A 24,424-nucleotide genomic window follows, 5' to 3' on the forward strand; every position below is an offset into this window, starting at 1 on the left:
TGGTGCATCCACCACCTGACCCCACCGTCGCCTTTGAAGAAAATGGTGATCTGTGGGCAGTGGTCCTGCTGGTCGACGGCTCGGAGCCGCTCGGTTTAGCCGTACCTCTAGCCGGCTGCGTTGAGCTCCTCGACGGCCTCCTGAGGGAGGCTGAAGCGCGTGGCCTCGATGGCGTCAGTGAGCTGGGCGACACTGCTGACGCCCACGATCGGGGTGATCGTCGGCTGCTGGGCGTTGAGAAGGGCTAGGACGACCTGGCTCGGCTTCATGGCAAGACGCTCCGACCACGTGCGCAGCGCTGTCAGCCGCTTGTCAGTCCCCGGGTGCCTGTATGCCTCAGGCAGCGGGCGTTCTGGGTGCTCGTAGGCGCCGGTCAGCAGCGGCGTGTAGGCCCACAGGTCCAGCCCGCAGCGCTCGGCGAGGTCCTTGCTCTCGCTGGTCATCATCCCGTGGGGGTGGTCCTCGCCCTCTACCGGGGTGTCCGGCCTCGGGTGGAGGTACGACTCCCGCAGCTGCAGGGCGCTGAAGCCGGCTGAGCCCCGCTGCTGGGCGTGCACGTTGGCTGCGGCGGCGTACCAGGCCGGGTGGTTGGACAGCCCGATGCGTGCGGTCAGCCCTTGGTCAACCAGGGCGCCGAAGGTCTCCGCGACATCCGCGACCGACTGCTCCCGGTCCTCCATATGGGCCCAGTACATGTCGACGCGTTCCGTCTGCAGGCGCTGCAGACTGTCCCGAATGGCCTGGTTGACGGTGCCCCTCCCCAGACCTTCCACGGCGGCCGGGAAGCCGTGGGGGCGGGTCGGCTCCGCACCGACCTTGGTGCTGATTTTCACCTGGTCGCGCACGCCGCGATCAGCGAGCCACTGGCCGATGACGGTCTCGCTCTGGCCCCCGAGGCCGGACTCGGCTCCCCAGAAGGCGTAGCAGTTCGCGGTGTCGATCCACTGGCCGCCCAGATTCAGGTAGGCGTCGAGGATTTCACGGGACTGGGTGGCAGGCAGGCGGGTTCCGAAGTGCATGGTGCCCAGCGCCATGCGGGGGTGTGCGTCAGTCATCGGGTTCCTCTCCTCCGTGTCATCAGGGTGAGCGGTGCGGGGTGTGCCAGCGACCGTAACCGAATCTGCACACACCGACAAGAACTTCAAAGGCGACACGAATACGCGTCGCCTTTGAAGAAAATGGTGATCTGTGGGCAGCGGCCGTGCCGGCGGCCTCAGCCCTGCGTGCTCGGAGAGGCGTCCTGCTGCTGGAGGACGCCCGAGGAGCCTGAGCCGCCCTTCTGGTTGCCATCACCCGAGCCGGAGCCCGACTGCTGGCCACCACTCGAGCCCGAGCCACTGGAGGCGTCCCCGTTGGGGGTAGTCCGGCCGGCTTCACCGGAACCTCCTCCCGGACCTCCCTGGCCGTTCTGCCTGTTCTGGCCTCCGGGGCCTCCCTGGCCACCCTGTCCGCCGGGGCCGCCTCCGGGCATCTGCCCACCGGGCCCGCCCTGACCACCGGGGCCTCCCCCGCCGGGACCTCCCTGGCCCCCTCCGGGCATGCCCTGACCGTTGCCGGCCCCCTGCTGCTGGGCCTGACCGTGCTGGGAGTGGGAGCTGAGGAGCTCGTTGGCCCCCCACCCAGCCTCGAAGGAGCCCGCCAGCAGCGCCACCCCGGCAGCGCCCACGACGGCGCGACGGCGGTACCAGGGCCCACGCGCCTTGGTCCGGGCCTTCTTGGCCGCCGCGGACGTGGAGGGCACGACGCCGATGGTCGCGGCGTTCTGAGCATCCGGGGACACCCACGCCCCGCCCAGCCGGGTGTCGGCAGTGCTGCTGCCAGCAGCCGAGTGAGCCGCCCCGGAGCCCTTGGCGGAGTCCGGCGTGACGTCCTTGGCAAGAGCCTCGGTCCTCACCGCCTCTGAGCCAGCGCTACCCGCAGCCGCCTTGAGGTCCTTGACGTCCGTGCGGCCGTCCGTATTGCCGGCACTGCCGGGGGCGCCTACGGCGCCCTGCGGCAGGTGCTGCGCTGCGGCGTCGGCGGATTCCCTGATGGGAAGGCTCTCCGTGGCCGCGTCACGCGAGGAGGAAGTGGCCTCGCCACCGGAGGAGAAGTGCTTGGTCATGGGTGTCCTTTCAGTCTGGTTCCCGGCCCGGCCGGGGCTGGAAGAGACGTTAGGAACCCGCGCTGTGCCCGGGGCAGGTCAAGCCTGTGGACCACCTATGTGCGACGACGCCGCTCCCCTACTGATCCCTGGCCACCAGGGTGTTGGAGGCCTGGGCCCACGGCCGCACCACCATGGAGTCGATGTTGACGTGAGCGGGCAGCTCCAGCGTCCAGACAATGCAGGCGGCGACGTCGTCGGCGCTCAGCGGCTCGGCAACACCGGCATAGACCTTCGCGGCGGCCTCGGCGTCCCCGTGGAGACGGTTGAGGGAGAACTCCTCGGTGGCCACCATGCCGGGGGCGATCTCAATGACGCGCACCGGCTCCCCCACCAGCTCCAGGCGCAGCGTGTTGGCGATGATCCGCTCGGCGTGCTTGGCCGCCACGTATCCGCCCCCACCGGGGTAGGTGTCGTGGGCCGCCGTGGAGGTGAGGAAGACCAGGTCCCCGCCCCGCTCCCGAAGCCCGGGCAGGAAGGCCTGGCTCACGCGCAGGGCGGCGAGCGCGTTGCGCTCATACATGGTGGCCCACTCCTGGGCGCTGCCCTCGGCGACCGGGTCGACCCCCAGCGCGCCACCGGCATTGTTGACGACGGCGTCGACAGCTCCGCCGGCCAGCACCTCACCGGCCAGGCGCTCGACGTCGTCGGGCTCCTGGAGGTCGGCGGCCACCCATGTGCAGCCGGTCTCGGCGGCCAGCGCCTCAAGACGCTCCACCCGCCGGGCGGTGGCAACGACCTCCCACCCGTGGGAGCGCAGGAGTCGAACGGTGGCGGCACCGATACCGGTGGAGGCACCTGTGACGAGGGCACGGCGGGCAGGCACGGAGACGGCGGCGTCGACGGTGACGTTCTTTCGGTTCTCGCTCATCGGTCCACGATACGTCCCCGTCACGCTCGCCTGGCACAATCGGCCTCGATTCGCACGGGTTCACCCAGGCCCGCTCTCGAAGCCCCGCACAGTCGGCCCCCATCGGAAGGCCCCCTATGAACGCCATCATCCTCGCCGTCCTGGTCATGCTCATCCTGGCGATGCTGCGCGTCCATGTGGTCCTGTCCCTGTTCGTCGGCGCGCTCGCGGGCGGGCTGAGCGCCGGCCTGGGCATCAGCCGCACCATGGTCGCCTTCCAGGACGGGCTGGCCGCCGGGGCCAAGATCGCCCTGTCCTACGCGCTGCTGGGGGCCTTCGCCATGGCGGTGGCGCACTCTGGTCTGCCCCAGCTGCTGGCGAACTGGCTCATCGGCCGCATTGAGAACAAGGACGAGTCCGCCTCCCGCAGGGCCGTGCGCACCACCACCATGCTGGTGCTGGGCGGACTCACGGCCATGGCTGTCATGAGTCAGAACCTCATCCCGGTTCACATCGCCTTCATCCCGCTGGTGGTCCCTCCGCTGCTCATCGTCATGAGCCGTCTGCAGCTGGACCGTCGCGCCGTGGCCTGCGCCATCACCTTCGGTCTGGTGACCACCTACATGTTCCTGCCCCTGGGCTTCGGGCGGGTCTTCCTCCATGACATCCTCTACGCCAACATCGAGGAGGCGGGCCTGGACGTCTCCCACATCCCGGCCACCCAGGCCATGGGGATCCCGGCGCTGGGCATGCTCGCGGGGCTGCTCATCGCCGTGTTCGTCACCTACCGCAAGCCCCGCGTCTACCGGATCGACACTGGTGGCAACGCCGGCTCGGGCGATGAGGTCTCCGGTCCGGTCGAGGTCAAGCCTGTCAAGGTCGTCGTGGCACTGATCGCTGTTCTCGCCTGTTTCGTGGTCCAGACGATCCTGACCTGGACGGGATCCAAGGCCGACCCGCTCCTGGTCGGGGCCCTGATCGGTCTGCTGCTGTTCATGGCCACCCGGGTCGTCACCATCGCTGAGGCCGACGACGTCTTCACCGGCGGCATGCGGATGATGGCCCTCATCGGGCTCATCATGATTACGGCGCAGGGCTTCGCCGCCGTTTTGAAGGAGACCAAGCAGATCGAGCCGCTGGTGAAGTCGGCGACCTCCTTGTTCGCGGGCTCCAAGCCCGCCGCCGCCTTCGTCATGCTGCTCGTGGGCCTCATCGTGACCATGGGCATCGGCTCATCCTTCTCCACCCTGCCGATCATCTCGGCGATCTACGTGCCGCTGTGCGTCTCCCTGGGCTTCTCGCCGGTCGCCACGGTCTCCCTCATCGGGACCGCCGGAGCCCTGGGGGACGCCGGCTCACCGGCGTCGGACTCCACGCTGGGGCCCACGGCCGGGCTCAACGCCGACGGGCAGCACGACCACATGCGCGACTCGGTCATCCCGACCTTCCTGCACTTCAACATCCCCCTGCTCATTGCCGGGTGGATCGCCGCACTGGTGCTCTGAAGGCCGACCGGCGCCCCGGAAGTCGCACTGCCCAGCGCGCCGCCGCGGTACGGTGATGGCCTCATGTCGCTCACGAGCAGGAGGCCTTCATGCGTATCGGATTCATCGGCGCCGGCAACATGGTCAGCGCCATTGTGCGAGGGGCCGTGGCCGCGGGAACACCGGCCGGGCACCTGCTCCTGACCAGCAAACACGGCTCCGCCGAGCGCCTGGCCGGGCAGGTCGGGGCCGTCCATGTGCCCGACGCCGCCGAGCTGGTTTCACGCAGCGACGTCCTCATCGTGGGCCTCAAGCCCTACGTCATCCCCGATGTCCTGCCCCGTCTGTCGGAGGCCATCGCCGCCAGCCGGCCCCTGGTGGTCTCCATCGCGGCCGGTGTGCCCCTGGAGCGCCTGGAGTCGATGCTGCCGAGCGGTACCCGGGTGGTGCGCACCATGCCGAACATGGCCGCCTCCGTGGGCGAGTCGATGACGGCACTGGCCCCCGGCAGCAGTGCGAGCGCCGAGGACCTGGAGACAGTGCGCACCCTCATGGAGACCATCGGTCGCACCGTGGTCCTGGAGGAAAAGGACTTCTCCTCCTTCATCGGTCTGGCGGGCTCCTCCCCCGCCTTGGTGTGCGCCTTCATCGACGCCCTGGCTCGCGCCGGCGTCATGGGCGGCATCCCCAAGGCCCAGGCCGTCCAGATCGTCGCGCAGGCGGTGCTGGGGACCGCCCGCACCGTGCAGACCGAGGCTCAGCGCACCGCCGAGGGAGGCCACGGCCGCACCCCGGCCGACCTCATTGACGCGGTCTGCTCCCCCGGAGGGACAACAGTGGCGGGCATGGTGGCCCTGGAGCGGGCCGGTTTCTCCGATGCCGTCGTGCGCGCCTTCGAGGCCATCGCCGAGAGGGACCGCGAACTGGGCGCCTGATCGCAGCCCCAGGCCCTAGGTCCCATATCCCGCCTACCCGCTGCCGCACACGCCAACACCGGTGCCGTGTGCGGCAGCGCGATCTTTTCCGCGTCCTGGCGGGTTGAAGTGCATCCCCAACACCCCTGCCGTGACTCGAAGCACAGATCATTCCTGCTTGTCGCCAGGTAAAAGCATGGTTAATGTTTCGGCCATGACCTTCTCTCACGCAGCGCTCTTCAGCGGGACCTATCCCGCTGACATTCTGCGTGCCCATGCGGTCATGTGTTGTCGGGCCTGTCCGCGCCTGACACCACGGGGACTTCACCCCCGCAACGAGGTATCCGGCGCAATGAAGCGTCCGGAAGGCCCCGTTGAGACGGCTGACGCCAACCGAACGGCCCTGCAGGCTCTCCACGCAGCAGCACACCAGGCCGCCCCCGGACGCTCCTCATACGCCAATGACACGCCACCGTCATGGAGGAGCAATGACCACCACCGTCACGCCACCCGCCCGCACCCTGCGCCCACCGCGCAAGGCCCGTTCCAACGGCCAGTGGGCCCTCGACGGGCGCAAGCCGCTCAATGACAACGAGGCCTTCAAGCAGGACGGGGACCCGCTGGCGGTGCGCGACCGGATCGTGAACATCTACGGTCCCGGCGGCTACGAGAGCATCGCACCCGATGACCTCAACGGCCGTTTCCGCTGGTGGGGTCTGTACACCCAGCGCAAGCAGGGGATCGACGGCGGCCGCACCGCCCAGCTGGACGCCTCCGAGCTCTCCGACCGCTACTTCATGCAGCGGGTGCGCCTGGACGGTGGGAGCCTGAGCCGCGAGCAGCTGCGGGTGCTCGGCTCGGTCTCCAACGACTTCGCCCGCGGCACCGCCGACATCACCGACCGGCAGAACATTCAGCTCCACTGGGTGGAGATCGACAATGTCCCAGAGCTGTGGCAGCGACTGGAGTCGGTGGGGCTGACCACGGTCGAGGGCTGCGGGGACACGCCTCGGGGGTTCCTGGTCTCCCCGGTGGCCGGCATCGCCAAGGACGAGGTCATCGATCCGACCCCGCTGGCCCGTGCCATCAAGGACACCTACCTGGGTGACCCCGAGCTGGCCAATCTGCCCCGCAAGTTCAAGACGGCCATCACCGGCTCCCCCAGCCTCGACATCCTCCACGAGATCAACGACGTCTCCTTCGTGGGCGTCAACCACCCCGAGCTCGGTCCCGGCTACGACCTGTGGGTGGCCGGCGCCCTGTCGACCGCCCCGCGCCTGGGCCAGCGGCTGGGGGCCTTCGTCACCCCTGAGGACGCCCTCGACGTCTGGTACGGCGTCATCCGCATCTTCCGCGACTACGGCTACCGCCGCCTGCGCAACAAGGCACGGCTGAAGTTCCTCATGGCCGAGTGGGGGCCGGAGAAGTTCCGCCAGGTCCTCCAGGACGACTACCTGGGGCGCGCCCTGCCTGACGGCCCGGCCCCTGAGGAGCCGAGCGGGGACTCCGACCACATCGGCGTCCACGAGCAGAAGGACGGCCGCTTCTGGGTGGGGGCCAAGCCGCCCGTCGGCCGGTTGAGCGGGGACGTCCTGCTGGGTCTGGCCGACCTGGCCGAGCGGGTCGGCTCCAACCGGGTGCGCACCACCCCGCTGCAGAACCTGCTGCTCCTGGACGTGCCCGCCGAGAAGGTCGACGACGCCGTCGCCGGCCTGCGCGAGCTGGGGCTCGATCCCGATCCGGGCGCCTTCACCCGCTCGACCCTGGCCTGCACTGGGCTGGAGTTCTGCAAGTTCGCGATCGTGGAGACCAAGAAGCTGGCGGCGCGCGTCTCGGCCGAGCTCGACGCGCGCCTGGCCGACACCGACCTGGAGCGGCGCATCACCCTGACCGTCAACGGCTGCCCGAACTCCTGCGCCCGCATTCAGATCGCGGACATCGGCCTCAAGGGCCAGATCATCACGGTCGACGGCGAGCAGATGCCCGGCTTCCAGGTGCACCTGGGCGGCGGCCTGGCCGCCGACGGACGCGCCGAGGCCGGCCTGGGCCGCACAGTGAGGGGTCTGAAGGTCCCCGCCTCCGGCCTGGTCGACTACGTCGAGCGCCTGGTGCGCCGCTACCTGGACCAGCGCCTCCCTGAGGAGAGCTTCGCCCAGTGGGCGCACCGAGCCGATGAGGAGGCCCTGCAGTGAGCGCCGCAACCACTGACCACGCCCAGGCATCCCTGAACGTGGCGCACCGTGCTCCTGCCGCCTCGAGGTCACGGGGAACAGGCCCGGCCCCGCTGCGGTCCACCGAGGAGCTGCGCACCCTGGCCGAGGCCGGTGCGCGCGAGCTCGGTGACGATGCCCCGGCCCTCGACGTCGCCCAGTGGGCGGCCCAGAACTTCCCCGACACGCTGGCCGTGGCCTGCTCCATGGCCGACGCCGTCCTGCCGCACGTGGTCTCCCGGGTCCTGCCCGGCGTCGACGTCCTCTTCCTGGACACCGGTTACCACTTCACCGAGACCGTGGGTACCCGCGACGCCGTGGCCGCCACCATGGACGTCACCGTCGTCGACGTGACTCCTGAGCTGAGCCTGGCCGAGCAGGACGAGCGCTACGGGCCGGATCTGTGGTCGCGGGACCCGGCCGCCTGCTGCCGTCTGCGCAAGGTCGAGCCGCTGGCGAGGGCCCTGAGCGGCTACGAGGCCTGGGCCACCGGGGTGCGCCGCGAGGACGCCCCCACCCGCACCCACACACCGTTGATCGGATGGGACGCCACCCACGAGATCGTCAAGATCAATCCCCTGGCCGCCTGGAGCATGGAGGAGCTGACCGGCTACGCCGACCAGCACGGCGTGCTCATCAACCCCCTCCTGTACGACGGCTACCCCTCGATCGGCTGCGCCCCGTGCACGGCGCGAGTCAAGCCCGGAGACGACCCCCGTTCCGGCCGCTGGGCCGGATTCACCAAGACAGAATGCGGAATCCACCTATGAGCATCACCCTGACCCACACCCGTCCGGCCCCAGCCCCCTCCTCCGCCCCCCATCAGACGCCGGAGCTCGAACCGGCCGGCCTGGCCGACCTCTCCCAGGCCCCCGCCACCACTGAGGCCCTGGACATCCTTGACGTCCTGGAGGCCGAGGCCATCCTCGTCATCCGGGAGATCGCCGCCGAGTGCCGCCGCCCCGTGCTGCTGTTCTCCGGGGGCAAGGACTCCGTGGTCATGCTGCACCTGGCCCGCAAGGCCTTCTGGCCCGCTCCGATCCCCTTCCCCGTCCTGCACGTGGACACCGGCCACAACTTCCCCGAGTTGCTGGCCTACCGCGACCGGACGGTCGAGGAGCTCGGTCTGCGGCTCGTGGTGGCCCGCGTTCAGGACTACATCGACGACGGCCGTCTGCGCGAGCGCACCGACGGCACCCGCAACCCGCTCCAGACCATCCCGCTTCTCGACGCCATCGAGGAGGGCGGCTTCGACGGCGTCTTCGGCGGCGGGCGCCGCGACGAGGAGAAGGCCCGGGCCAAGGAGCGCATCGTCTCCCTGCGCGACGAGTTCGGCCAGTGGGACCCGCGCAACCAGCGCCCCGAGCTGTGGAACCTGCTCAACCCCCGCCACCGCCCCGGTGAGCACGTGCGGGTCTTCCCCTTGAGCAACTGGACCGAGCTGGACGTGTGGCGCTACATCGAGCGCGAGGACATCGCCCTGCCCGGCCTCTACTACGCCCATGAGCGCGAGGTCTTCCTGCGTGACGGGATGTGGCTGGCGGCCGGCGGCGTCAACCGGCTGCGCGACGGCGAGCAGGTGGTCACTCGCACCGTGCGCTACCGCACTGTGGGCGACATGTCCTGCACCGGCGCCGTCGAGTCCACCGCCGCCACCAACCACGACATCGTCCTGGAGGTCGCCGCCTCCACCCTGACCGAGCGGGGAGCCACCCGCGCCGATGACCGCCTGAGCGAGGCGGCCATGGAGGACCGCAAGAAGGAGGGCTACTTCTGATGAGCACCCCCACCCTCACCGACATCCCCGCCGAGGCCGAGGCTCGCGCCGCCGCCACCGGCTCACTGCTGCGGCTGGCCACGGCCGGCAGCGTCGACGACGGCAAGTCCACGCTCGTGGGCCGCCTGCTCTTCGACTCCAAGTCCGTGCTGCGCGACCAGCTGGCCGCCGTCGAGCAGGTCAGCCTGGATCGGGGCCTGACCAGCGCCGACCTCGCGCTGCTGACCGACGGTCTGCGGGCCGAGCGGGAGCAGGGCATCACGATCGACGTCGCCTACCGCTACTTCGCCACCCCGCAGCGCTCCTTCATCCTGGCCGACTGCCCCGGGCACGTGCAGTACACCCGCAACACGGTCACCGGCTGCTCCACGGCCGACGTCGTCGTGCTGCTGGTGGACGCCCGCAACGGGGTCCTGGAGCAGACGCGCCGCCACCTGGCGGTCGCCGCCCTCCTGCGGGTCCCGCACGTCATCGTCGCGGTCAACAAGATCGACCTGGTGGACTTCTCCGCCGAGGTCTACGCGGCCATCGAGGCCGATATCCGCGCCGTGGCAGCCGAGCTGGGCGTGGCCGAGATCCATGTCCTGCCGACCTCCGCGCTCCTGGGGGACAACGTCGTCGAGGCCTCGACCAGCACGCCCTTCTACGAGGGGCCGACCCTGTTGGGGCTTCTGGAGTCCCTGCCCACTGCTCGCGAGGAGGGCGCCTTCCGCCTCCCGGTCCAGCTGGTCATCCGCCCCCAGGGGGCGGCGCCGAGGCCCGAGCTGCGCGACTACCGGGGCTACGCCGGGCGGATCGCCTCGGGCACGGTACGCGTCGGCGACCCCGTGGTGGTACTGCCCTCGGGCAGGCACTCACGCGTGGCCGGAATCGACCTGGGCGAGCGCAGCCTGGAGGACGCCGTTGAGGGCCAGTCGGTGACAGTTCGCCTGACCGACGATATCGACGTCGCCCGCGGTGACACTCTGGCCGCGGCGGGGGACGCGCCCCAGGTGCTCACCGAGGTCGACGCCCGCGTGTCCTGGCTGAGCGAGGAGCCCCTGCGCCCCCGGGCGCGAGTGCTGCTCAAGCACGGCGCCCAGACGGTCCAGGCGATCGTGCGCGCCATTGAGGGGCGCCTCGACCTGGATGACTTGACCACGGTGCCCGCTGACCGCCTGGAGCTCAACGACATCGGCCTGGTGCGGCTGCGTCTGGCCTCGCCGGTGCCCTTGGCCGACTACTCGGTCTCCCGCTCCGACGGCGCCTTCCTCCTCATCGACGCCCACGAGGGCGGCACACTCGGGGCGGGCATGGTGCAGCTGGCAGGCGCAGGGCGCGCAGAACCGGCTGCAGCCGCCGCCTCAGGCAGGGGCTGAGGCATGACCCACGACGTCTCTCCCCATGGACCCGACGGTTCCGCTGACTCCGCGGGTTCCGCGGATGGCTGGGTGGCCCTGGTGGGCGGCGGCCCGGGCAGCAGCGGCCTCATCACCGCCCGCGGCCTGGAGCTGTTGGGCCGGGCGGACGTGGTCGTCGTCGACGCGCTGGCGCCCCGGGACCTCCTGGAGGACCTTGACCCCGGCACGGAGGTCATCGACGCCTCCAAGCGGCGCGGCCGGCACGTCATGAGCCAGGAGGAGATCGACGCGCTCCTGGTCGACCTGGCCCGCAGCGGCAAGAGGGTGGTCCGTCTCAAGGGCGGCGACCCCTACGTGCTCGGGCGCGGCGGGGAGGAGGCGGCCGCCTGCCGCCGGGCCGGTGTCGCCGTCGAGGTCGTCCCGGGGATCACCAGCGCCATCGCGGTGCCCGCGGCGGCGGGGATCCCTGTCACCCACCGGGGGCTGTCTCGCGGCTTCTCGGTCATCACGGCTCATGCGGATCTGGGGGTGCTCCCCCAGCGCCGCGACCACACCCTCATCCTGCTCATGGGGGTCTCCCGGCTGCGGGACTCGGTCGCCTCCCTGCTGGAGGCCGGCAGCGATCCGGCCACTCCGGCGGCGATCATCGAGCGCGGCTACCACCCCGACCAGCGTGTGACCACCACCGAGCTGCGATGTCTGGCCGACGTCGCCGCCCGGTACGGCGTGACCGCCCCCGCGGTCATCGTCATCGGCGACGTCGTCACCCTGAGCCCGTACTGGGCTGACCGAGTCGTCGAGGAGGCCCGGCCGGCGAACCCCGCCGCCTGAGTCCTCTTCGGCGCATGCAGACTGAATGTCCCGGAGTCACTGATGCGCAAGCTTGTTCTTCTCGCCCTCGTCGGCCTGGCCGCCCAGCTGGTCGACGGCTCGCTGGGGATGGGGTACGGCATGACCTCCTCCTCCCTGCTGCTTCTGGCCGGGCTGAGCCCGGCGCTGGCCTCGGCCTCCGTGCACCTGGCCGAGATCGGCACGACGCTGGCCTCGGGGGCCTCCCACTGGAGGCTGGGCAACACCGATCCTCGCCTGGTGGTCCGGCTGGGGCTGCCCGGTGCGGTGGGGGCCTTCGGCGGAGCCGCGGTTCTGTCTCACCTGTCGACCCGCGCGGCGACCCCGGTGACGGCGAGCCTGCTGATCCTGCTGGGGACCTATGTCCTGGGGCGCTTCGCCCTGCGCCCGCCCAGCGGATCCGGTAGCCGGCGCTCGCCGCACGGTAGGCGGCTCCTGGTTCCCCTGGGACTGGTGGGCGGTTTCGTTGACGCCACCGGTGGTGGCGGCTGGGGGCCGGTGGTGACGACGACGCTGCTCACGGGTGGTCGCACAGCGCCGCGCACCGTGGTCGGCTCGGTGGGGGCCTCGGAGTTCCTGGTGACGGTGGCGGCCTCGGCCGGTTTCCTCACCGGGCTGGGCACCGCGGGCATCAGCCTCGGAATCGTCCTGACCCTGCTGGCCGGCGGGCTCGTGGCCGCACCGATCTCCGCCTGGCTGGTCTCCCGCCTGCCCGGAGCGGTGCTGGGTACCGCCGTCGGCGGGCTGATCCTGGCCACGAACCTGCGGGTGCTACTGTCCTGGGCCGAGGCCTCGGCTCGAACCGGGGTCATGTTGTACGGCACGCTCGGGGTGATCTGGGCGGTCTTCCTGGCCCTGGCGGTCCGCAAGGCGCGCGCCGCTGCCACAGGGATTCGGGAGGAGACCGAGCAGGTGCTTGAGGAGGTCCACGCCGATCCTCCACGCGGCCACGAGCCTGAGACTGCTGTCCTGGAGGAGGCGATCGCCGCCGGCGGCCCCGTCACCCCGAGGCCGGTCGAGCCGGCTCATCCTCGCAAGCGCTCGGTTCTGGCGGTGGAGCCGGTATGAGCACTCGTCCTCTGGTGCTACTGGCCCACGGCTCGCGCCGGCCCGGGCCGTCCTCACTCCTGTCGCGTACCGCTGAGCGCGTCAGCACGATTCTGCCGGGGGTGGAGGTGCGCACCGGCTACGTCGAGCTTCAGCCCCCGGACCCGGCCACGGCCCTGGAGGGGCTGGAGGATCCGGTGGTGCTGCCCTTCTTCCTGGCCCGCGGCTATCACGTTGTCCATGACGTACCGGCCGCGGTGGAACGGCACGGATCGGGGACGGTCGCCGGGCACCTGGGGGTCGAAGTGCACTTGGTGGAGGCCGTCGCGCAGCGTCTCCACGAGGTGTCCGCGCCCCTGGGCGGGATCGCAGGCCTCGACCACATCATCCTGGGCGCGGCCGGGTCGCGCCACGCGGCGGCTCTGGAGGAGGTTGAGACCATCACTCGCCTGCTCGAAGCGCGCCTGGGGCGCGAGGTGACACCCGCCTACCTCTCGGCTGCGCGCCCCAGCGTCCGTGACGCGGTGAGCACGGCCCGGGCCCGAGGTGCCAGGCGGGTGGGAGTGGCCACCTACCTGCTGGCCGAGGGACGTTTCCACCGGGCCCTGCACTCCACGGGCGCCGACGTCGTGGCCGCGCCCATCGGCGACCACCCGGCGCTCGCCGAGCTGGTGGCCCTCCGCTACCGGGAACAGGTCGCCTGACCGCGAGGCCCTCTCCCTCAACCGAGAAGAACACCGTTCACGCACGGCAGCCGTGTTTGCCTTACCCCTACGCGAAACATGCCGCTCTCGGCGGAGGAGGAATGTCAGTCACTGCCATCCTCAAGGAGCCGCTCGGACAGGCGCTGAATGATGGGTTCGACCTCCTGCGAGGTGGTGGCTGCGGCGCTCACGCGGCCGAAGATGCCCACAGCCAGAAGTCCGAAAGCCGTCTCCTCATCCTGCTGGTTCGGCTCACGGCGTCCATGGGAACGGGCCACCATGAGTGAGGTCTCTCTCAGCCAGCGGCGCCAGCTGCCGGCCAGCCGATCCCGAGAGTCCTCATGACGAATCGCGTAGAGCCAGGTCTCCAGGTGCAGGACAACATCCTCCATGGGAAGCTCCTGGAGCTGCTCGCCCCACTGGTCGGGGCTCGCCATCTCCCGAGTGGCCTCATCCGAGCTCTCCTCACCACAGGTGACGACCTCCAGGAACAGAGCCTCCTTGGAGGGGAAAGAGGAGTAGAAGGCGCCCTTGGTGAATCCAGCCGCCGAGGCGATGTCACTGACCGACGCCCCCTCGTAGCCCTTGGCAGCGAACACCTCCCTGGCAGCAGCAAGGATCCGCGCCCTGGTCTCCTCGCTCCGACGGCGCCCACCGCCCCGACCCGGGGCAGCGCCGCTGACTGCAGTGGAGGCTGAGGCCAGCTTCCGGGAGGCGAACTCCAGGGAGGCCGCTACCGCACTCTCACTGCTCCGGCGCGCTCCCTGACCGGCCGCCCCCACTGCACGGGAGAAGGCGGTGATCGCCTCATTGAGGGCGCGAGTCGCCTCCCTGATGTCATCAGAGGCGGAGGCCCCGGAGTCATCACTGTCACTGTTCGGCCCGCGGGCGGAGCTCCTGGCGGTCATGCCCCCACTGTAGAGGAGGCCCCTCAGAAAGGGGTTCACGGCACTTCCCCCTCCACGTTCGTCACTCCCTCCACCGGTCTCCAACCATGCGGTATTCCGGCCAGTTCAGGGCCGCCTTCCCAGTGCCCATGACGCTCCGGCGACGGCCACCAGGCACCATCCGCCCAGGAGGCCCCAGGAACGGGCGGGCATGGTGGCGTCGTGCGAGAACAGTCCCGCACGCACCACCTGAGCCATGGGCTCGAAGGGCAGCCAGCGGTGGATCTCCTGGGCCCAGTCGGGGAGCCTGTCGGCGGGGAAGCTGACGGGCGAGAACAGCATGATGCTGAAGGCGAGTACCTGGGAGAGGATCTGAGCCAGGGCCGGAGCCAGGAGCGTGGCGATGGCGTATCCGATGCAGGCCGCTGTCAGGGCGACCAGCACGGCGCCGGGCACCAGCCACCACTGCGGGGCGAGGTCGACGTCGAAGCGGGCGTTGGCGACGATGACGCCCACAACCAGACCGGGCAGTGCGAGAGTGGTCCAGATCGCGAGGTCTGCCAGGAGGAAGGCGATCCGGGGGACGGGCAGGGTGCGCATCCAGTCCAGGCTGCCCTCAGTGCGGGACTGGGAGACCCACTGGGGCGTCATGATGAGTCCCAGCGAGATGAGCGCGATCGCCGGGCCGCCGCCGGCCAGGTAGAGACTCGCCTCGCGGTCTGGGTGTCCCGCGATGAGCCCGTATCCCAGGACCATGGAGACGGACAGCAGCGTCTGGACGATGATGAACAGGGGCAGCATGGGGAGGCTGCGTCGGAACTGCCACTGGATGAGCAGGCCGAGCTGGTATCGGAGCGGAGTCGCCCGAGACACCTCCCCGAGGCCGGTGCCACTGGCCTGGTCCGGATCAGCCGTCGTACTGGTTGGAGTAGACATCATGTTCTCCTTCATTTCCTGATTCTCTGGGGACGGGAGTCGCACCGCGCTCTCGCACCAGCGCGGGGGCGACGCGAATCATCGGGACGGTTCGGACCCCTCGCGGATTCACACAGTTCAGGCAGCATGACGGCTCGCCTCCTCGCCGGTACTCCCAGTCAGGTCCACGTAGACGTCCTCCAGTGAGATCGGTGCCAGCTCGTAGCGCTCGATCACTCCGTCCTTGAGGGCATGAGCGGCCCACTCCACGGCCTGGGTCGTACAGTCAGAGTCCACCGCCACGGATGCTCGCACGGCGTCGTGCTGCGTCAGGCTCATTCCAGCGAGCGGCTCGATCCGCTGGCCGGGGACCCGGCTGATCTCCAGGACGAAGGAGGATCCGTGGCCGGCCACGAGTGCCGCAGGGGTTCCCTCGGCGATGACGTGGCCGTGGTCCAGGATGGTGAGCCGGTCGACCGCCCGCTCGGCCTCCCGTACGTTGTGGGTCACCAGGAGGACCGCCGCGCCGGCCTCGGCCAGAAGACGGATCTGGTCCCACAGCAGGCGCCGGCGCACCGGGTCGACGTCGTTGGTGGGCTCATCGAGGATGACCAGGCGCCCGGGGACGACGGCGCACATGGCGAAGGCAGTCAGGCGGGCAACACCGCCGGAGATCTTCTGCGCGGGAGTCCTCGCCCACTCCCCCAGGTCGAGAGCCTCGATGAGCTCCTCGGCACGTCTGCGTGTCTGACGCGGGCGCCCTCCTCGCATGCGCCCCACGAGGTTGATCGCTGTCAGGGGCGTCAGTCCCGTGATGGGGACGTTGGCCTGCGCCTGGACGTTGGTGAGGCGGCGGGCGAGAGCGGGGTTGGCGACGGCGTCAACCCCGTCGAGCCTGATGCTCCCGGAGGTCGGGCGCAAGAGCCCCACCACCTGGTTGACCAGCGTGGTCTTGCCCGCGCCGTTGTGGCCGAGGAGCCCGACCACCTCGCCAGCACCCACCCGCATGGTGACACCGGCGTTGGCCCTCACCGCGTGAGACCCGCTTCCGAAGTGCTTGTGAAGGTCCTCAATGGCGAGTACGTCGGCCATGAAGCCCCCTTCCTTTCGTTCAACTACCTGGATCCGAGCACTCGATCGATCACAAGACCGATCCGTACCGGTTGGTATTAACCATACCACTCAGTATTGCCAGAAGGTTTCATGGCGCTTTATGGGTTCTCATAACAACAGAAACGCTGTTCCATACCAGACGGTATGGAACAGCGCCTGCCCACCATGTCGTCTAACCTGAAGCGGCCCCGCGTCACCCCTGACGGATGTGCCAGCGCGAGGAGGCCGTGGAGGCCTCGATGAACTCGCGGAAGGGGCCGGGGACGGCAGCCAGCTCCTGGGGCGTACCGCGCTGGGCCACGCGGGCGCCGGCCCGGGTGGGCTCGAGGAAGACGACCTCGTCGGCCTGGCGGACGGTGGACAGGCGGTGCGCCACCACGATGACGGTGCGCCCCTCGGAGAGCTCGCGCACCACCTCGGTGATGGCGGACTCGTTCTCCCCGTCCAGGGCCGAGGTGATCTCGTCGAGCAGCAGGATGGGGGCGTCCTTGACGAAGGCCCGGGCGATGGCGACGCGCTGGCGCTCCCCGCCGGACAGGCTCAGCCCACCGGGACCGACCTGCGTGTCCCACCCGTGCGGCAGCGCCTTGATGACGCGGTCCAGGCGGGCGCGCCGGGCGGCCTCGGCCAGCTCGGCGTCGGTGGCCTCGGGCCGGGCGATGCGCAGGTTCTCCCGGATGGTGGTGTCGAACAGGTAAACGTCCTGGAAGACCATGGAGGTCATGCCCATGATCGTCGAGGCGCGCATGGAGCGGACCGGTGCGCCGCCAATGGTGACGGTCCCGTCGTCGACGTCCCAGAACCGGGCGGCCATGCGCAGGATCGTGGACTTGCCCGCTCCTGAGGGCCCCACCAGGGCGGTCACTCTCCCCTGCGGTGCGCTCAAGGAGACGCCCACCAGGACGGGGCGGCCGGCGTCGTAGGAGAAGGAGACGTCGTTCAGGGCGATCGTGGTCCCCCGGGGCTCGATCTCCTGACCGGGCTCGGGGTCGGACAGGGGACGCGCGTCGAGAATGTCCCCCACGGCCCGTAGGGCGACCTTCGCGTTGTCGGCCTCGGATCCGTACATGGCGGCCTTGGTCAGTGGCAGGAGCGTGCGCGCGGTGACGGCCATGATCGCCAGGTATGCGACGACGTCGAGCCGGTGCCCACTCACCCGTGCCAGCCCCACCGCCATGACCAGGGCGAAGGCGACGTTGACGATGAGGTTGAAGTACTGCCCGGGCCTGCCCTTGACCCGTAGGCCGTCCAGGGTGGAGGCGGAGTCGGCCTCCAGGGCGGTTTGCACCGGCGCCCAGCCCGTCTTGGTGACACCGGTGGCGCGCAGCACGGGCTGGAGTCGGGCGAACTCCACGAGGCGTCCGGCCGCGGCGCTCGAGGTGCGGTCCTCCATCTCGTTGGCGCGAGTGGTCGCGGCGCCCATGAGCCGCCACGTCAGGACCAGCGGGACGATGGCTGCGGCCATGATGAGCGCCAGGGGCCATTCGACGATGGCGGTGACCCCGAGCATGACCAGCGGGACGATGAAGGCGTTGCACAGGTTGGGGATCACCATGGAGGCCAGGTGGGAGAGGGTGTTGACCTCCTTGGAGGTGGCGTTGACGACGGCGGCCTCCCGCTCTGCGCTGAACCAGCCCAGCGGCAGGGTCAGGACGTGATCGGCGACGCGGTCGATCATGGTGTCGCAGACCTCGAAGACACTGACCCGGTAGGAGCGGTGCATGGCGATGGTGTCGACGAGCGCGGCGCTGACTGCCATGACCACGACGGCGATCAGCCAGGCGGTCAGGAACTGCGAGCGGGAGTAGAGGGCGCGCAGGAAGGGGATCATGAGGGCCAGGGTGAGGCCCTGGAGGACGGCGGAGGCTACGAACCAGGCGATGATGGTGCGCATCTCGGCGGCGTTGACGACTCGCGTCAGCAGCTTCCACATGGCTACTTCTCCTCCTGCCCGGCGGATTCGGCTCTCAGCCGGTCGATCTGGGCGGTCAGTGCGGCGGCGTCGGTCTCCTCGCTCAGGTCCTGGCTGCGCCACATGGCGGCATAGCGGCCGCCGGCGGCCAGCAGCTCCTCGTGCGTGCCGCGCTCGGTGATGCGTCCGGCGTCGACGACGAGGATCTGATCGGCGTCGCGGATCGTGGACAGGCGGTGGGCGATGATGATGACGGTCCGCCCGGCGGCGAGCCGGGACAGGGCCTGGTGGATGTCGCGCTCGGAGGCCGGGTCGGCCTGGGCGGTGGCCTCGTCCAGGACGAGGATGGGGGCGTCCTGGAGGTAGGCGCGCGCCAGGGTGACGCGCTGGCGCTCCCCTCCGGAGAGGAACCCGCCTTCCTCACCCAGGATCGTGTCGTAGCCATGGGGCAGACGTGCGATGCGCTCGTGGATGCAGGCCGCGCGGGCAGCTGCCTCAACCTGTTCCCGGGTGGCGTCGGGGCGTCCCAGGGCGATGTTGTCGTGGACGGACTCGTGGGCCAGGGCCACGTCCTGCAGCACGACCGCCACGCGCGAGAGCAGCCAGGGGAAAGTCGCCTCGCGCACGTCGACGCCGCTGATGCGAACGGCTCCGTCGTCGACGTCGTAGAAGCGGGCGATGAGGCGGGCCAGGGTCGACTTGCCCCCGCCGGAGGGGCCGACGAGCGCTGTCACGGTTCCGGGCTCGGCGGTGAAGGAGGCGCCGTGGAGGACCGGGGAGCCGGCCTCGTAGGAGAAGGTGACGTCCTCGACGTCGACGCGCCCGGGCGCAAGTCCCTCGCCCTCGTCATGGGTTCCCTCGGGCATCGGTGGCAGGGAGAGCAGGTCGGCGGTGGCCTGGGCGGCCATCCTGGACTCGTACATGTGCTGCATGAGGCCGATGAGGGTCATGAGTCCCTCCGGCAGCCCGAGGGCCACCAGGAAGAACGGCAGGGTGGCCGACAGGGGCGTCCAGCCCTGGGAGGTGAACAGGACGGCCAGGAGCGCGACCGTGGCGAAGACCGTGGAGGGACGCAGGACGGCGGTCATGGCGCTGATGGCCTTCCCGGACCTGCTCACCCACTCGTAGGACAGGCTGGAGAACTCGGTGCGCGCCTGGCTGAAGCGGGTGCGGGAGGCGTCGGTGGCTTGGAAGCCCTTGATCTCCTTGATGCCCTCGAGCATCTCGACGGTCGCGGCGGCCAGCGCGGTCTGAGCGGCGCCGAAGCGCTCGGTGATGCCCGACAGGCCGGACATGGTCAGGAGCATCGCTCCCAGAGCGAGGACCCACAGCCCCACCAGCGCACAGGCCAGGCGCCAGTCGGTCCACAGCAGGTAGGCCGTCCCCGCCGCCGCCATGACGACGGCGTTGGTGGCGTCACCGGGGACGTGGGCGACGAGGGTGTGGATGGAGGTGGTGTCGTCGCAGACCATCTTGCGGATGGTGCCGTGCGGGATCTGCGCCACCCGCCCCAGGGGCAGGCCGCTGATGGCCTCGACGACTCGCTCACGCAGGTGGTGGCGCAGCCGGGCCTCGGCCAGGTGCGTGATCCCCAGACCCGCCAGGTAGAGGGCCTGGGAGGCGAAGAGCGCCCCGACGGCGATGGCCGCCCAGGCCCATGGGCTGCCGCGCCAGCCCTGCGGTGAGGTCTCGCCCAGCCAGATGGCCGCCAGGTTGCGCATGGCCTCGAAGGGGACGATGGACAGCAGTGCTCCGAGGGCGGTCAGCAGCCCGGTCGCGATCATGGCCGGGCGCGCCGGTCGGATGAGCTCGCCGACGGTGACGCCTGCGGCCTCCTGGTGACTCGCCTGGTGCATCGGTTGCTTAGGCATGGTTGTCTCCTCAGCGGAGGGTGTTCCAGATGATGAGGGCCAGCGCCCAGGTGAGAACGACGACTCCCCAGTCGCGTCCTCTCCAGGGCTCGTCGGTCATCTCGGTGCGCCGTCGGTGGGCGCCGAAGGCGCGTGAGTCCATCGACAGGGCGACGCGCTCGGCGTGCTGGATGGCCAGGATCATCAGCGGCAGGATGGAGCCGATCCAGCGGATCACAGGCGCGAGCATCCCCCAGCGGCCGCCGACCCCGCGCAGCGCCCTGGCGGTGCGCAGGAGGACGAAGTCGCCGTGGAAGCGGGTGATGAAGGCGATGGCCGCGGTCCCCGCCGCCCCGAGGCGGTAGGGCATGTGGAAGGTAGCGGTCAGGGTGCGGATGAGGGCCTCGGGGTCGGTGGAGACGCCCGAGACGAGGACCAGTGCGATGAGCGCGCCGATACCGGTGCCTCCCGTCACCGCGTCACCCAGGTCGTAGAGGCGCGCGGCCGTCTCCTGGTGGTGGACCCCGCTGCTGAAGATCCAGGTCATGAGCGCGGCGACCACCCAGGGGGCGACCACCGAGGCCATGGTGCGTCTCAGGGAGGCGCGCGCGGCGACGATGAGGACCGAGGAGGTCAGCAGGATGCCCAGGTTGAGGTGATGGTTGCGCAGGGCGAAGACCATCACCATGACCGGCAGGACCGAGGCGAAGAGGGTGAAGGGGTTGAGCGAGGTGAACAGGCCTCGCCGTGGCTGGGGCCGGGGCGGTACCGACATGAGGTCCACGTCGCCGGCTCGAGGGGTGGCCACCCCGGTCGCGGGCACCCCTGAGGGATCGTCGGCGTCGTCACCCACCCCGGCCTCCTGCCCTGTGAGCGGAACCGTTCCGCCTCGCGCTGCTCCGGGCAACGCGACGATGTGGGTGCAGTGCTCCAGGGCGAGCTCGAGGTCGTGGGTGGCCATGATGACCGTGCGGCCCTGGTGGCGCAGCTGGTCGATGAAGTCCATGAGCTCACAGGTGTTGTCCCAATCCTGCCCGTAGGTGGGCTCGTCGAGGACGACGACGTCGCGCTCCTCGCTGACCATGGTGGCCACCGAGAGCCTGCGGGCCTGACCGCCCGAGAGGGTCAGGGGATGGTGGTCCCGGTGGGCGGTCAGGTGGAACTGCTCAAGGAGCTCATCGACCCGCTCCGGCGAGGTCCCTCCGACGGCAAGCTCCGCCCCGACGGTGGTGGCCACGAACTGGTGCTCAGGATTCTGGAAGACGTAGCCGACCAGGTGCTTACCCTTGCCGATGTCTCGGCCGCCAACAATTGCCTTGTCGGCCCGTGAGCGGACGAGTCCGGCCAGGGCGGACAGGATCGAGGACTTGCCCGCGCCGTTGGGGCCGAGCAGCGCCACGATCTCGCCGCCACCCAGACGCAGGGACACCCGAGGTGAGCGCCCCTGCACTTCGAGGTCGACCAGCTCGACACTGGTTCTGGGCTCGGGCCGGGGGCGGCCGGCGAGTACCTCGCGGGTGTCGATGACCTCGACCTGCTGCCAGCTCTCAGCGGAGCCGGGCGCCTGTTTCTCCAGGTAGCGCACCTCGCCCTCGGCGCACAGGTCGGCGAGCCGGGGCACCCGGATTCCGGCCTCGGCACAGGTCAGCGCCGCCTCCGAGGCCTGCATCCCCGCGGGGAGGTCGTCGCCGGCCTCACGCAGGGCTCGGGGCATCCACACTCCGGCGTCGGTCAGCTCGCAGCGGTGGCTCATGAAGACCTCCCGCGGCGAGCCGACGGCGATGGTCCGCCCGTCGGCGTTGAGGGCCAGGACCTGGTCGACGATGGGCAGCACCGGGTCGAGGTCATGGTCGATGACGACGACCGCCGTCCCGGAGGTGGTCAGGGAGGAGATGAGGGTGTAGAACTCCTCCCGGCCGGTGGCATCGATGGTGCTGGTCGGCTCGTCGAGCACGAGGAGCTGTGGGCGCATGGCCAGGGCGACGGCGAGCGCGAGCCGTTGACGCTGTCCGCCCGAAAGCGTCCAGGGGTCGTCCCAGATGCGCTCGATGAGTCCCACCGCGCGCAGGGCCTGCTCGACCCGCGCGGTGATCTCCGACCTGGTCAGGCACAGGTTCTGCAGCGGGAAGGCGACATCGTCGTGGACGGTGCGGGTGACGACGGCGGCGTCGGGGCTCTGGCCGACGTAGGCGACGGTCTGGGCCAGGGTCTGGACGGTGGCGTCGGCAACCTCGGTGCCGGCCAGTCTCAGACTGCCGGCGTACTCCGAGGGCAAGCAGTGCGGGATGAGGCCGCACAGTGCGCGCACGAGGGTGGTCTTGCCGCAGCCCGAGGGGCCGATGACGGCGGTGACCTGAGCGCGCAGGTGGGTCAGGTCGACGGCATCCAGGACCCAGCTCTCGCGTCCGAGGTAGTGGACACTCAGGCCCTCGATGCTCACCAGTGCCGGATCGGCCGACTCTCCCAGAGGCTGCTCCACCCCCGGAGCAGCCGGTGCGGCGGGCACTGTCTCAGGCACGGCCGGTCGTGCGGTGATCGATGCCGACGCCGGCGCGGTTGAGCAGTCGGGTCAGGGCAATGGTGAGGCCGCCACCAACCAGGGCCGAGACCACGGCGATGACGACGCCGGCGCTCGCCGAGGCCATACCCGCTGCGGCGCTCATGACGGAGACGTACATGATGCCGTTGAGCAGGCCGAAGGTTGCCGCCGAGATGAGGAAGGACCACCAGGTCCACTTCCGGTAGAGCAGGATGGCCAGGGGCACCTCGACGAAGGCCCCGCCGATGAGGTTGCCGACGATGGCCGCAGGACCCGTCGGAGTGGTGAAGACGGACATGATGCCCATGAGAAGAGCCGCGATCATGACGGCGCCGGGGCGCCGCACGACGGTCGCCGGCAGCAGGTACGGCACGAGCCACAGTCCCATGATCGCGCAGCCCAGGAGCACGGCGTCTGGGGAAGCTCCCGCCGCCGGAGCCAGGTAGTTCAGCGGGACCAGGAGGATCATGGAGACGACCGCCAGTGCGGCGATCATCATGAGGTTGCGGGTTCCCAGGGCGGAGTCGGCCAGACCGGAGCGCGATGAGGTGTGAACCGAGGGCCTGTTCGGCTCAGTGGCGACCGGCGTGCGGTTGGTGGTGCTCATGCTTTCTCCTTGCGTGTTCTCACGGGTCACGGTGACCGCTCCGGCCTCGTGCCGAAGCCCCGGGGCGCACCTGGTCGGGCACTCCGGCGTGATGACCGCACATCTACCCCGCCCCCATCCCGTTTTGCAAATCATTATCATTATTGACTTGCTCAGAGAAATGTCTGACCCGAGCCGCGCATCGACACGTCGAACGAACCACCCCAGAGACGTCACCCCGAGAGGCAGCGCACCTCGCGGCTTTGGTGAGGCACACCTAAGTGTTTACTCCTTCTCGGGACTTCACGCAAGGGTCGACCAGGCCCCGGGCCGTGAGGGAGCACCCGGGCCCGACCGTTGAAAAGACGGGAGAAACTAGTAGTGGACAGCACTGAAGGGCGACGGGGCCCAGGCCCTCAGGAGTCTCAGCCCGGCGCACCCAGGCCGCCGCGGCCCACGAGGTCGATGCGGTGCATCTCCTCGGGGCGCAGGTCCAGCACCCGCTGGGTCAGGGACTCGGCGGCCTCGTGGGCCGTCTCCAGCGGGTCCGGCAGGTCCACGGGCGCAGTGGGCGGCGAGTCCAGTCGCAAGCTCTCCCAGGAGACGGAGAAGTCGGCACCCACCTCCAAGCAGGCCGCCACGAAGGCCCCCCGGAGGGCGGCGCGCGTGGCCGGGGGCGTCTGGCGGGCGCGCTCGATCTCCTCCGGATCGCACAGGTTCACCATGGCCCCTTGGGCGACCAGGCGCGGAACCAGTCCGGTCTCGGCGTTGAGGTCGTGGTAGGCCAGGTCCACCCGCGAGCGCAGGGTCTTCAGGGCCTGGCCGCTCAGCTGGGGGTGGCGCTCGCGCTGGGCGCGCATGAGGCGACGCTTGATGGCCCAGTCGATCTCGGTGTCGATGGCGCTGTCGTCGTGGTGGCGCAGCGCGGAGATGACGCGGGGCGCCAGGTCGGTGAGCAGATGCTCGGCGCCGCGCAGGAAGTCCGGCACTCCGGCGTCGTCCAGGTAGGAGGTCAGTCGCTCCAGGAAGGCCTCCTGGATGTCGACGGCGCTCAGGCACCGGCCCTGGACGGTGGTGGCGGGCACGTCTCCCCAGGGGCTCTCCCCCAGTGCGGACAGCGTGACCAGAGGGTCGGCCAGGGTCAGGTCGCTGAAGTCCCAGCCTGCCTCGAGGGCGTCCAGGAGCAGCAGGGTCACGGCGCTGCGCAGCCCCGTCGTCGGCTCGGCCATGGTGGTGTCGGCGCAGGTGATGTGCAGGCGGCGCAGGCGGCTGGCGTCGGCGTGGGGCTCGTCGCGGGTGTTGAC

20 protein-coding genes are annotated in these 24,424 nt (G+C 70.2%); 9 read left to right on the forward strand and 11 right to left on the reverse strand.

The features are described from left to right. Positions 1-107: 107 nt before the first annotated feature. From HMPREF3165_RS11795 to HMPREF3165_RS11805, 3 genes are all read right to left on the reverse strand, one after another. Positions 108-1,055, reverse strand: a complete 948-nt coding sequence (locus tag HMPREF3165_RS11795; protein WP_070513782.1) for an aldo/keto reductase — start codon at positions 1,053-1,055, stop codon at positions 108-110. Positions 1,056-1,213: 158 nt separating this feature from the next. Next, positions 1,214-2,104 (reverse strand): hypothetical protein, encoded by an 891-nt coding sequence (locus HMPREF3165_RS13460; RefSeq protein ID WP_070513784.1) that lies wholly within the window; start codon positions 2,102-2,104, stop codon positions 1,214-1,216. Positions 2,105-2,222: 118 nt separating this feature from the next. Beyond that, the gene (locus HMPREF3165_RS11805) at positions 2,223-3,014 is read right to left on the reverse strand and encodes an SDR family NAD(P)-dependent oxidoreductase (RefSeq protein WP_070513786.1); all 792 of its coding nucleotides are present in this window, start codon (positions 3,012-3,014) and stop codon (positions 2,223-2,225) included. Between the two features lie 116 nt (positions 3,015-3,130). Here HMPREF3165_RS11805 and HMPREF3165_RS11810 point away from each other — a divergent pair, with 116 nt between their 5' ends. The 9 genes from HMPREF3165_RS11810 (at position 3,131) to HMPREF3165_RS11850 (ending at position 13,318) form a co-directional block, all read left to right on the forward strand. Continuing rightward, on the forward strand, positions 3,131-4,498 hold the full coding sequence (locus tag HMPREF3165_RS11810) for a Na+/H+ antiporter family protein (protein ID WP_070513788.1): 1,368 nt from the start codon (positions 3,131-3,133) through the stop codon (positions 4,496-4,498). Between the two features lie 89 nt (positions 4,499-4,587). Further along, positions 4,588-5,412 (forward strand): pyrroline-5-carboxylate reductase, encoded by an 825-nt coding sequence (proC, locus tag HMPREF3165_RS11815; RefSeq protein WP_070513790.1) that lies wholly within the window; start codon positions 4,588-4,590, stop codon positions 5,410-5,412. Positions 5,413-5,879: 467 nt separating this feature from the next. Beyond that, positions 5,880-7,583, forward strand: a complete 1,704-nt coding sequence (locus HMPREF3165_RS11820) for a nitrite/sulfite reductase (RefSeq protein WP_070513792.1) — start codon at positions 5,880-5,882, stop codon at positions 7,581-7,583. Then, a complete protein-coding gene (locus HMPREF3165_RS11825; protein WP_083303319.1) occupies positions 7,580-8,371 on the forward strand; it encodes a phosphoadenylyl-sulfate reductase in 792 nt (263 codons plus the stop codon). Before HMPREF3165_RS11820 ends, HMPREF3165_RS11825 begins: the two co-directional genes overlap by 4 nt. Continuing rightward, a complete protein-coding gene (gene cysD / locus HMPREF3165_RS11830; protein ID WP_003786550.1) occupies positions 8,368-9,378 on the forward strand; it encodes a sulfate adenylyltransferase subunit CysD in 1,011 nt (336 codons plus the stop codon). The genes HMPREF3165_RS11825 and cysD overlap by 4 nt, the downstream gene beginning before the upstream one ends. After that, positions 9,378-10,736 carry a sulfate adenylyltransferase subunit 1 gene (locus HMPREF3165_RS11835; protein ID WP_070513794.1) on the forward strand — a complete coding sequence of 453 codons (1,359 nt, stop codon included), beginning with the start codon at positions 9,378-9,380 and terminating at the stop codon, positions 10,734-10,736. Before cysD ends, HMPREF3165_RS11835 begins: the two co-directional genes overlap by 1 nt. Positions 10,737-10,739: 3 nt before the next feature. Continuing rightward, complete coding sequence (gene cobA, locus HMPREF3165_RS11840; protein ID WP_176747059.1) at positions 10,740-11,549, forward strand: uroporphyrinogen-III C-methyltransferase; 810 nt, start codon at positions 10,740-10,742, stop codon at positions 11,547-11,549. A 42-nt stretch (positions 11,550-11,591) separates the two neighbouring features. Further along, a complete protein-coding gene (locus tag HMPREF3165_RS11845) occupies positions 11,592-12,635 on the forward strand; it encodes a sulfite exporter TauE/SafE family protein (protein ID WP_070513797.1) in 1,044 nt (347 codons plus the stop codon). Beyond that, on the forward strand, positions 12,632-13,318 hold the full coding sequence (locus HMPREF3165_RS11850) for a sirohydrochlorin chelatase (protein ID WP_070513799.1): 687 nt from the start codon (positions 12,632-12,634) through the stop codon (positions 13,316-13,318). Before HMPREF3165_RS11845 ends, HMPREF3165_RS11850 begins: the two co-directional genes overlap by 4 nt. A 104-nt stretch (positions 13,319-13,422) precedes the next feature. On the opposite strand, the gene HMPREF3165_RS11855 is transcribed toward HMPREF3165_RS11850, so the two are convergent. The 8 genes from HMPREF3165_RS11855 to HMPREF3165_RS13965 form a co-directional block, all read right to left on the reverse strand. Further along, complete coding sequence (locus HMPREF3165_RS11855; protein ID WP_070513801.1) at positions 13,423-14,226, reverse strand: TetR/AcrR family transcriptional regulator; 804 nt, start codon at positions 14,224-14,226, stop codon at positions 13,423-13,425. A 105-nt stretch (positions 14,227-14,331) separates the two neighbouring features. Next, a complete protein-coding gene (locus HMPREF3165_RS11860; protein ID WP_070513803.1) occupies positions 14,332-15,141 on the reverse strand; it encodes an ABC transporter permease in 810 nt (269 codons plus the stop codon). 117 nt (positions 15,142-15,258) lie between these two features. Continuing rightward, positions 15,259-16,212: an ABC transporter ATP-binding protein gene (locus HMPREF3165_RS11865; protein WP_070513805.1), complete on the reverse strand. Its 954-nt coding sequence runs from the start codon at positions 16,210-16,212 to the stop codon at positions 15,259-15,261. A gap of 214 nt (positions 16,213-16,426) precedes the next feature. Further along, entirely contained in the window at positions 16,427-18,166 is a 1,740-nt protein-coding gene (locus HMPREF3165_RS11870) for an ABC transporter ATP-binding protein (RefSeq protein WP_070513807.1), read from the reverse strand. 2 nt (positions 18,167-18,168) lie between these two features. Further along, positions 18,169-20,016, reverse strand: a complete 1,848-nt coding sequence (locus tag HMPREF3165_RS11875) for an ABC transporter ATP-binding protein (RefSeq protein ID WP_070513810.1) — start codon at positions 20,014-20,016, stop codon at positions 18,169-18,171. Positions 20,017-20,026: 10 nt separating this feature from the next. After that, the gene (locus tag HMPREF3165_RS11880) at positions 20,027-22,435 is read right to left on the reverse strand and encodes an ATP-binding cassette domain-containing protein (RefSeq protein ID WP_070513855.1); all 2,409 of its coding nucleotides are present in this window, start codon (positions 22,433-22,435) and stop codon (positions 20,027-20,029) included. Between the two features lie 70 nt (positions 22,436-22,505). Next, positions 22,506-23,141 (reverse strand): ECF transporter S component, encoded by a 636-nt coding sequence (locus tag HMPREF3165_RS11885; protein WP_070513812.1) that lies wholly within the window; start codon positions 23,139-23,141, stop codon positions 22,506-22,508. A 404-nt stretch (positions 23,142-23,545) separates the two neighbouring features. After that, positions 23,546-24,424: proteasome accessory factor PafA2 family protein (locus HMPREF3165_RS13965; protein WP_256275306.1), on the reverse strand; the 879-nt coding region annotated here is incomplete at its 5' end.

The organism is Actinomyces sp. HMSC08A09 (assembly GCF_001807465.1).
In the GTDB taxonomy this organism is placed as follows: Bacteria; Actinomycetota; Actinomycetes; order Actinomycetales; family Actinomycetaceae; genus Actinomyces; species Actinomyces oris.